A 10,603-nucleotide genomic window follows, 5' to 3' on the forward strand; every position below is an offset into this window, starting at 1 on the left:
ATCATCAAGATATAGGAATCGGAGACGGCGTTTTGGTCTGAGATTTAATTTAATCGCTGGCATTTACAACTATGAACTTGCTTTAGGCTATCATCAAGTAGCTGAATAAGACTTTTGCAGGAGGTCTAGTGTTACCGGTGACATCGAGACCGGTGAACGTCACTGGTCCGTTCGGGGCCGCATCGTGCAGGTCGCGCACGAAGATGGCGTTAGTTGCCGCGGACACAGTGTTGCCGGTCACGTTCACGTCCATCGTGACGCCGGAAACCACAGGAGCCGTGCCGCCAGTATTGAGAACGATACCGCTGATCACATTGCTCACGGTGTTGCCCGTGATGTCAACGTTGACCATGCTGCGCTGGCTGAGACCGATGATGCCCAAGTTTGCGCCGCTGACCGTGTTGTTGCTGACGGTGACGTTGGAGATTGCTCGGTCGCTCATCGATAACTGCACGATCCAGGGTGCCGCCGCACTTGCCGCCGTGGCATCGGTGGGCGAGACCAGCCCAAGATCGATGGTGTTGTTCGACACCGTCGCGTTCAGAACGCCGTCGAGGTTGATGCCGCGGCGACCCGTGGAGGAAGAGTTGCTGTGGTTGATGACGTTGCCCGTAACGGTCAGCCCATCGACGTTGAAGAGCACCATGGCCGTCAATAAGTTGCCGACGATGTTGTCAATCTTATTGTTGGTGATCGTCCAGTTATCACTGCCGATGCCACCACCAGTACCCAAACCAAGTCGGATGGCCGAATCGGTCGTATTCTGAATCAGGTTGTTGCGAATCGTCAGGTTGTCATAGGGGTTGGCTGCAGACTCACCGCGAATTGCCGATGCTCCGCCGTTGAAGGCCATGCCATCTACCGTGATACCGTTGGCGGCGATGGTGATGTTGCCCGCCAGCGTACTCTCAGCGCCGCGAGTGCCGCTGCCGGAGATCCCAGCGTTCGCACCGAGGATCGTCAGGGACTTGTTGACAATGAGATTTTCGGAATAAGTACCAGCCGCCACAATCACGGTGTCACCCGCACTCGCTGCGTTAATCGCCGCTTGGATCGTGGCGAAACCGCCCCCCCCCACGAGCAGGAACTTGCCAGCTTCGGCACCATCAAGGATCTCAACATTGATCAGCTGATCTGTGCCTTCGGAGGTACCTGTGGCCACCTGCCAGAAAGTCGGCTGTTTACTGATCATCTCTTTCGTCAGTGACACTGTATAGGTCGCCGTGTCCGTTCCGGTTCCGCCATCGAGTGCATCGTTGCCACCGCCGCCGGAGAGCGTGTCGTTACCGCCATTGCCAGAGATCAGATCATCACCATCGAGACCGTTAGAAGTATCGTTACCATTATCAAGAACAATATTGTCGTCACCAGTAGTTCCATCAGTGATGTTATCATCGAGCAGATTTCCATCAAAAATATCAGTAAAAACTGGATTCAGAAAAGGTGCCACTTTTCGTACCTCGCTATACAAATTACTATCTAGGCGCAGCCTTTCTCGTCAAGGTGAAGTGCAGACTAATCCTTGCTAATCGGGTATTTCAGAGGCAAGAACGAGTCTCATATGTCCGAGAAACGCTGTATTCTACCCAGATAGTTCCCACTCTATATCTAGTAGAACTATTCGCTGCATTTCCTTAAAACTCTGTAACATTAACAAAGAGCCGATACTCTGCACATCTTCGTATACTTCTATCTATAATTAATTTTTTCTGAGAAAAAACATTACAATTCTTCACCTTGATAAATCTGAATTTCCTTTCTATTGCATTGCGAAAACTCTCGTCCTCTTGCGCTTGTTTTTTTAGTTCAGTGCTTCGATTTTTCGGTGGTCTTCCCAAGTATAATCCAGTTAATCTTATTCCTCTTTCCTTACACCATGCCAAGTTTTCTCTGGTTCGATAAATTTTATCAACATGAACGGATTCTGGATAAAAACCATAGGTCTCTTTACAGTTTTTTACTTGCGCTTTCAAAGCTTGAGATTCATTAAAGTTTTCCCAAGACAAACGGTGTAAAAATACATAATGATTTACACAAGACACCGAGAGCTTTGCCCCAAATTCCGTCGGTTTTCTGGCTTTACCTCTGACGATATGACCTACATGAGGTTGACTTAAACTGACAATTCTCTGGTCAACCCTTCTTTTTTTCTCTGACCACATCTCCCGTTGTTGACTTCAGGCTTCTTCAATGACTAATAGCAGTTTATATTGTCTTTTACTTCAACAAGTTAAGGAAGCTACTAATTCAATTAGTTGGTCTATATAACCTAAGTTTCTTTGAATATATCCCAATTGTTGACCAATGGCTTTCCGTCTTTATTTTGGAGAGTGACAAGGTTTTTTAGCGACTTTTAAATATTTTTTTCTCGCTATTTTTCGGGAAGTTCTTGGTTTATTAGTTAACTTTTATTTGGCTTCTTGATAGAGACAATCTAGGATTTTCTCCGTGCTTTGACGAGCTTGATTTAATAGGTCTAAATCTATGGGATACTTAATATCGGCAGGCGCACAAGTCGCATCGAATATTAATTTTCCTGCATTGGGCTGCTCACTTTCTTCTCCTCGCTCTTCTGCTCTGGCAACAAAGGGCAGTTCAAATGATTCGGGTTCTGATCGAGTTGCTGTGGAGATACGATACATCTGTACTAAACATAAAAAGTGCCTAGCTTTTGGAGTATTTTACCTTTTTTTGGGCTTTTTTTCTCGACTTTATTGAGTCGGAACCTTTTTCCTATTGGCATTTCAGGCTTTTTCAGCAAGCCCTATTTAAGTCAAAGGGAGCAAAACCGATTTCAATTATCATCTATAGCGTTTTTCAGTCTGCTGAGGTACAAAAGTTATGGGTTTTAGGCAAAAGGGAAGAAAAATAGGTGTACCTCACTAGCTTAGGAAACGCTATATTTTTCAAGAGTATATCAAAAGCGATCGCTTTCCCAAAATATGACTATAAAAGTTTGCTACCCCTAAATTCCCCTTAAAAAGGTGTACTTAAAGCCGAAAAAAGGGGCTTTGCGCCCCCAAAAATCTTTAGTAAACGGATGATAATTTACACCAGACTATAGACAATTACTAAACCCAAAACTGCGGCAAAGACAATTAAAGCGTAGAATTGGGCGCGACCATTTTCGAGGTATTTAAGACCTTCACCACTGACAAGAGTAGCTAAACCGGTTAAATTCACCGCCCCATCGATAACGCGATAATCCACCTCCATAATTTGCCGTGCGAGACGACGACAACCCTGGACGAAAACCCGATCATAGAGATTATCAATGTACCACTTGTTCAGGGAAAAACGATACAAAACGGGGAATTTTTCGGCAATGGTTGCGGGGTCAATTTTCTTCTGGAGATACATCAAAGAAGCGACAGTAATCCCGATTAAAGCAATCCCTACCGAATTACCCGCCATAATCAGAAACTCTGTCCAATCAAAAGCATGAACTTCTTCCACTACTTCGTTAGGAACATGAATAAAACCCTCGAAGAAATTTTGCCAAGGTTTACCCACCAAACCAATTAACAAAGAGGGAACCGCCAAAATCATGAGAGGTAAAGTCATAGTAATTGGCGATTCGTGGGGTTCATGGGCATGATGGCCGTGGTTGTCTTCTTCCTGCGCTTCCGAGTCCAATTGCTTAACATTCATTGCCCCCGGTCCAAAAGCCGGAATCGCACCCGCATTGGCTAACAATCGGCGTTTAATCTCCTTATTAGTGCCTCTAAACTCCCCTTCAAAAGTGTTAAAGTACATCCGGAACATATAAAAAGCTGTTAAACCCGCAGTCCCCCAACCGATTAACCATAAAGCTGGGTTCGCTTCAAAAGCTAAACCGAGAATTTCATCCTTCGACCAGAAACCAGCGAAAGGAGGAATCCCACAGATGGCCAGAGTTCCCACCAAGAAAGTTAGGGCAGTAATGGGCATATACTTGCGTAAACCGCCCATCATCCGCATATCTTGCGCTAAAACTGGCTCATGACCGACCACATCCTCCATACCGTGGATGACGGAACCAGAACCGAGGAATAACATCGCTTTAAAATAAGCGTGGGTCATCAGGTGGAATAACCCCGCACTATAAGCGCCGATACCCATAGCCATAACCATGTAACCCAATTGGGAGATGGTGGAATAGGCTAAACCCTTTTTGATATCATTCTGGGTGAGGGCGATACTTGCCCCTAGGAAGGCGGTAAAGGCCCCCGTCCAAGCAATTACCGTCATCGCCGTGGGAATTGGCTCAAAAACGGGATACATCCGAGCAATCAGGAAAACTCCAGCGGCCACCATGGTGGCGGCGTGAATCAGGGCCGAAATCGGAGTCGGACCTTCCATGGCATCCGGTAGCCAGACATGAAGGGGAAATTGGGCCGACTTGGCCACGGGACCGAGGAAGACTAAAACGGCGAATAATGCCGCTAAACTGCCGGCAATGGCTCCAGAAGAGACTAATTCCTCTAGACGTTCACCCATGACATCAAACTCGAAGCTGCCGGTGGCCCAGAAAAGACCCAGCATTCCCAGTAATAAGCCAAAATCGCCGACGCGGTTGGTAACAAAGGCTTTTTGACAGGCATCGGCGGCCGCCGGACGAGTGAACCAGAAACCTACTAGCAGATAGGAACACATCCCCACCAATTCCCAGAAAACGTAGATCTGGACGAGGTTGGGACTGATGACCAAACCGAGCATAGAACTGCTAAAAATGCTCAGATAGGCGTAAAAACGCACATAACCGGGGTCGTGGGCCATGTAACCATCGGTATAAATCATCACCAAAAAGGCTACGGTGGTGACGATAACCGACATTAAAGCACTGAGATGATCGATCGTATAACCCATTTTCAGGTGAAAGTTACCCGCCGATGCCCAATCGATCATTTGGGTATAGGGAGCGTGTCCATTGATTTGACTCCACAGCAGTGCAAAAGACAGCACCATCGACGCACCGAGGGTAGAAATGATTAATACAGCATTCACCTGTCGCAGACGATTGGTGACTTCATTAAAGGAAATTAAGCCCGCACCGACTAGGGTAGCGCCTACCAAGGGTAGGACGGGAACTAGCCACGCGTACTGATAAAGCGGTTCCATTCAGTAATACCTAGTTTACAATTTCACACTATTTGGTTTATCCTCATCTATTGTGACATAGGTTAATTCTTAAGAAAGTGTTTATACCTAGTTTTGCTCAACAGGGCGGCAAAAGGTCAAAGGACCTTATCAATTTGGCAGTTTAGCGAGCGGGACGGTAATTTTTAGGGAGAAGCGGGAAAATTATCAAATAACCACGAAAGCAAGGAAACAATCAAACCAGCAGAAAAGGAAATTATCGCCACGATCGCCTCGCTACCAAGATAACGGGATAAAAAACTGCCTTGAATTTGGGCGATCGGTAGTCGCGGATTTAACCCCACTTGGATGCTGTTGGTATTGCCGGAAACGCTAACTTCTAAACCTTGTGATGCTTCGCTAATCTGCAAGTTTTCCCCCGTGGTTTTTAATTTGAGGTTTTGGTTACTATCCTCTCGGATAATTTTTATCTGATTTAATATCTCTACTCCCGGTTTCTCGACGCTCAGGAATTGGTTTTCTTCTAGCTTAAGATCCTGTTGAGCCATTCGGATATTACCGGAAATAATTGTCGATTCCACTAAGTCATCTCTCACATTATTACCAGTGATAATCGGTCGCTCAAATCTAACATTATTAACTTTAATATTGCGCCAAAAAATAGGCTGTTCTTGCTCTGGAGAAAGCTGTAAATTAACATCGATCGCCTGTTGAATTTCTAATTTAAATTCGGTGGTACTGAGATTAAATTCGAGGGGAATATCCTCTTTTTTTAGGGGAAAATTAGCAATTTTATAACCAGAAAGAGTTATTTTAATCGGGTTGCCGCTAGGATTAAATGATAAATTTACTGGTTGAGAATTTGGCTGCAAACTAAAAGCCAAGAGATTACTAAAAGGAGCATATTTAAGATTTTTTACTCTAGTTTCCTTTTGTAAACGGAGTTCTTGCAGGATAAAATCCGCCGTCGGGGTAATTGTTAAAGTGCTATTTTCCCGGATTGATTCAATTTCTAGTCGCTCTCGTTTATTCAGTTCGGGATCGGCAAGACTGCTAAAGGTGCCGGCGAGGGTAAATTTTTTCAGTCCCGATAGATCTATTTGGGAAAGATTATAGACATCTTTGAGCAATAAACTTTCGTTTTCTTGACAGGTAAAACTAAAGCTTTTTACCAATAAATTGCCTTCAAAGTTTTGTTTAACTGGGATAATTCCCCCAAAAATCGACAGGAAAACTAGGGCCAGCGTAGCCAGGAAAACTATCGTAAACTTTTGATTTTTCTTGAGCCATCGCCAGAAACTTTTTAAGGGATGCTTGGACTTCATTTTAGCCACTGGGGATTATGTTCAAAAGTTATATTAATCGGGGCATTTCTGGGAGGAGCATCATCTTGTTCTAATAAAGCTTTGACTCGCAATTCGTACAATCCCGCCTTAGCCAGTTTACCATCAGAAGTACGACCATCCCAAGTAAAGAAAATTTCCCCTTTTGGTTGCCAGTTAGGGCGAGAAGTCTCATAGATAACCTTGTTGTTCTGGAGAATTTGTAATTCTTTGATCTGGCTACGCGCATTAGAAAAAAGGACGATATCGTAGGTTGTTGCCTGATTAAAAATAACTGGCAAATAGATCAATTTACCGTCACTGATAGAGGCAGTAGCTCGCAGACTTTCAAGGGCGATATCTTCGCGATTAATAACATAGTTAGACCATTTAAACTGATAGCGAGAACCTTGGGGACGCAAGGTAAGGGGATCGAGTTGATAATTTTTCTGCACAGAACGCACCCTCACTTTCGGCTCTTGGTTATTACGACTAGGTACTTCCAACTTCAAGTAATCACTCATCCCCGGAATCCGGCCGATAGAAAGGGAAATAAGACTAAAACTGCCTTCAATATCGATTATCCACGGAAAAAAATGCACAGGAGGAGGAGCAGGGAGACCAATCGGAGCTATTCCCTCACAGCGCTTGTCATTATCTCTCTGGATATAATCGCTAGATCCAGTATTTCCCGTTCCACAGTTTTGAGCTTGAATAGGAGGGAAGAGCGAGACCAAAATAAGACTAAGAATTGTTAAGTTAAGGACAATAAATGATTTTTTCATGGTACAACCACCTGCCATTGAGCTAATTTTTGGAGAACTCGATCGATTGGGTAAGCGAAACCGATACCGGAAGAATCGATTTGGGACTCGCTAATCGTCCTAACCATCAATCCGATCACCCGCATTTCCTGATCGAATACTGGACTACCAGAAGCGCCAACTGCTAGGCTCACAGCGATTAATAAATTGCCGCTATTAGGGTCATTTCTGATGGTAGTCGCCTCGTAGCTCGACCAATCTTTTGATTCAGGATGTCCGATGATATAAATCCGTGTTTTTGGGTTAATTTCGCCTTGATGAAAGGTTAAAGGACTGATATCGTCTGGTAAACCCGTGACTTCCAGCAAAGCTAAATCCAAGTTTTCTTGGGGTTGGGTGATGTGAATTATTTTAGCCACTACACGATCGCGCGGGAGGTTGGGTAGATTTTCGCCGTAATAGGGTTCCACTTCCAGTTTATTTTCCAGATTATCGCCCCTCTGTTCCGTGTCGCGATCGACCACCACATGACGATTAGTGATAATCCACACCGTTGTTCCCCGGCGTTTGACCACATAACCCGTACCGTAGGCAGTCCCCTTGGCGTTACCGGTAAAGACAACACTGATTTTAACTATTGATCGCTTGATCCGGGTGAGGGGATCCTCTTGGGGTAGATATTTAGTATTATTCAAAGCGATGATCTGTTCCGGTTGTTGCTGCAACGATAACAAGCGCCGGGCCTCTTGCAGGTTATTGCGAGTAACTTCAAACTTCGGATCGATTTTTGTCGCCTTCTCGAACTCAGCGATCGCTTGCTGTAGCTTGCCCTGTTCCTGTAGGAGCCGACCCAAATTATTATGAATCGCCCTACGGTACATTTCCTCGGCTTCCTTCAGTTTTTTCTGGTCATACAGCACGATACCGAGATTGTTGTAGGTTTCTGGAACTCAGCGATCGCTTGCTGTAGCTTGCCCTGTTCCTGTAGGAGCCGACCCAAATTATTATGAATCGCCCTACGGTACATTTCCTCGGCTTCCTTCAGTTTTTTCTGGTCATACAGCACGATACCGAGATTGTTGTGGGTTTCTGGAAGTTTTGGATCGAGAGCGAAGGCTTTTTGACAGAAAATCAGTGCTTCGTCTAACTTATTTTGACGGAATAGCGCGTCGCAGAGATTGCTAAAAGCCACAGCACTGTTAGGATCAAGCTGAATAATTTGTCGCCAGATTCTTTCGGCTTCCGGGTATTTTTTTTGCGCTTGAGCGGTTTCACCCTGTTGCCATAACTGCTCTAGTGTTTGTGCCACTGTTGTCGGCGGCATGATCATCAATGCCAAAGTTAACACCCAAGCCAGCCGCACCACTTTCATAAGCTGATTGAAAATATTCCATCTATAGGTTAACAGATAGCAATGGAGTCAGGAACATTGCTGCATCTTAGTCGGTTAAGTAGGGTTTGCGGCAAAAAGTACGGGCGAAGCATTCGGATAGAAAATCTCCGGTTTCACCGATAGGTTATTGCCCGAATGCTTCGCCCCTACAAGACGCGGAACCATGAAGACACAAGGTTTTGAACCACGATTCTCTCAAAATCTTGCACCTGTTTTGCGAAACAAGACCCTAAAACCCTTACCTCGTCTATATTTCACCATTATTCAGCTAATCCTAAGTATATAGCGTTTCTGATTCACAAGAGGTACATTCCCGATCCTGAACAGCTTAATCAGCAAAGATTTAAGTGTGCCGCACAGGTGTGAGAACCGCTATATTTGAGTAAGCCAGACAGGAGCTAGAAAAAGATATTTATCAGAAAAGTCATGATCAAGCTAGAGGTTTAAAGACTGATCGGGTTCCGATTATTTTTATTAGTAAATATTTTACACAATTCATGCCAGGTAAGCAAGAGGGCTACGGCACTACTACCGAATCATTACCAATTTGGAATTGCTGTCCTAGCTAACTTAATTGACGACGAAAACGGTTGATCCCGATAGATAGTATCAGTAGAGCAAATCCAACGAGTGCAGTTGCTTCAGGCCAAAGTATATCGAGATTAAGTCCTTTGATCATAATCGCCCTAGTGATATTAACATAATGACGTAGAGGGTTTAATAAGGAGAAATATTTAAGAATAAGAGGCATACTTTCAAGAGGCGCAATCGATCCAGATAGTTGAATTAAAGGCAAATTGACAAAAAAAGATAAAAGAAAAGCTTGCTGTTGTGTTCGGGAAATTGTCGCTAATATAATTCCTATACCAATTCCTATAAGGATATAAACTCCCGATAGAACCATAAATAAAACAAAATTACCTCGTAAAGGAATTTTGAAAACAATTATGCCAAGTTCTAAAGATAAGAAAACATTGCCCATTAGCAAGATAAATAGAGGGACTATTTTCGCCAGTAAAATTTCCCAAGCTTCGGATGGAGTCATTAGTAATTGTTCTAAAGTACCTGTATCTTTCTCTCGTATCACTGTACCAGAAGAAACTAAAGAACTGGTTAAAGTAAAGATGGCTCCCATAATTCCAGTCACAAAAAACCAACTACTAATTAGTCCTGGATTGTAAAGAAAAATAGTTTGTGGAATAATTAATGGACTCACTTGATCCAGATTTAATTTTTGATTATATCGCCTAATTATTTGCTTGATATAGCCCCAGGAAACTCCAGCAGTATTGGCATCAACTCCATCAATAATGATTTGAATTTCAGTGATTTTATCTTGACTTAATTTTCGAGAAAAATCAGGAGGGATTATTAAACCAATAGTTAGTTTACCTTCTTTAATTTTTTTGCTTAATTCTTTCTCGTTTTTTAAAATTATCTCCAAATTAAAAGCTTGATTTTCAGTTAATGCAGAAATTAATTCACGACTTTGAAAAGTGTTATCATAATTAACTACTCCTAATTTTAATTGTTGAATATCTGGATTAATAGAATAACCAAAAATTAATAATTGAACAATAGGAGAAAATAGTAAAAAAATCAACAAATTTTTATCTCTTATTATTTGATTAATTTCTTTAAAAAATAGAGGCCAAAAACGACTATTTGAGACCTTATTGAATAAACTTAAAAGCATAATTTCTTAGTAATTAGTCAGTGCAATAAGAAAAATTAACTGAGAATGGACAAATAGCACTCCCTGAGTATATCATAGCAGATATGGCAATTCAGAAGTGTTGAACGTTGAGAAAAGTCAGACAAAAAATGCTATTATAGATAGAATCTAGACAACTTATTACCCTCACAATAGGTAGTTTGCCCTGATGACGAATTTCTCAAAACTCATAAAAGAGCTTCCCAAACCACTGCCTAAAAATGACTACCCCGCTTTAGACACTTTTACATTTTTGTCCTGTTGGATTGGTTTTGCTTTAGATAAAAGCATCGTCAGTATGAGGGACTTATGCAGTGGAATGGTACTTCAA

Annotated in this window: 7 protein-coding genes and 2 pseudogenes; 1 reads left to right on the forward strand and 8 read right to left on the reverse strand. The window is 43.0% G+C overall.

Translation table 11 applies throughout. The features are described from left to right. Nucleotides 1-109 (forward strand): annotated as a pseudogene (locus tag IQ234_RS17560) (IS5/IS1182 family transposase); the annotation flags it as partial. Here IQ234_RS17560 and IQ234_RS17565 read toward each other — a convergent pair. From IQ234_RS17565 to IQ234_RS17605, 8 genes and pseudogenes are all read right to left on the reverse strand, one after another. Beyond that, nucleotides 83-1,450: a right-handed parallel beta-helix repeat-containing protein gene (locus tag IQ234_RS17565; protein WP_193958018.1), complete on the reverse strand. Its 1,368-nt coding sequence runs from the start codon at nucleotides 1,448-1,450 to the stop codon at nucleotides 83-85. The pseudogene IQ234_RS17560 and the gene IQ234_RS17565 sit on opposite strands and share 27 nt — an antisense overlap. A gap of 298 nt (nucleotides 1,451-1,748) precedes the next feature. Beyond that, nucleotides 1,749-2,573, reverse strand: a pseudogene (locus IQ234_RS21355) (transposase); the annotation flags it as partial. Between the two features lie 475 nt (nucleotides 2,574-3,048). Further along, nucleotides 3,049-5,100, reverse strand: coding sequence for an NAD(P)H-quinone oxidoreductase subunit 5 (locus IQ234_RS17580; RefSeq protein WP_193958021.1), 2,052 nt, complete (start codon nucleotides 5,098-5,100; stop codon nucleotides 3,049-3,051). A gap of 164 nt (nucleotides 5,101-5,264) precedes the next feature. After that, nucleotides 5,265-6,404 (reverse strand): hypothetical protein, encoded by a 1,140-nt coding sequence (locus IQ234_RS17585; protein ID WP_193958022.1) that lies wholly within the window; start codon nucleotides 6,402-6,404, stop codon nucleotides 5,265-5,267. Continuing rightward, complete coding sequence (locus tag IQ234_RS17590; protein WP_193958023.1) at nucleotides 6,401-7,186, reverse strand: FlgD immunoglobulin-like domain containing protein; 786 nt, start codon at nucleotides 7,184-7,186, stop codon at nucleotides 6,401-6,403. The genes IQ234_RS17585 and IQ234_RS17590 overlap by 4 nt, the downstream gene beginning before the upstream one ends. Further along, entirely contained in the window at nucleotides 7,183-8,085 is a 903-nt protein-coding gene (locus IQ234_RS17595; protein WP_193958024.1) for a trypsin-like peptidase domain-containing protein, read from the reverse strand. The genes IQ234_RS17590 and IQ234_RS17595 overlap by 4 nt, the downstream gene beginning before the upstream one ends. Continuing rightward, entirely contained in the window at nucleotides 8,061-8,537 is a 477-nt protein-coding gene (locus IQ234_RS17600; RefSeq protein ID WP_193958025.1) for a tetratricopeptide repeat protein, read from the reverse strand. Before IQ234_RS17600 ends, IQ234_RS17595 begins: the two co-directional genes overlap by 25 nt. Before the next feature lie 586 nt (nucleotides 8,538-9,123). Further along, entirely contained in the window at nucleotides 9,124-10,254 is a 1,131-nt protein-coding gene (locus IQ234_RS17605) for an ABC transporter permease (protein ID WP_193958026.1), read from the reverse strand. Between the last annotated feature and the right edge of the window lie 349 nt (nucleotides 10,255-10,603).

Source organism: Microcystis aeruginosa LEGE 91341 (assembly GCF_015206885.1).
Lineage (GTDB): Bacteria > Cyanobacteriota > Cyanobacteriia > Cyanobacteriales > Microcystaceae > Microcystis > Microcystis aeruginosa_H.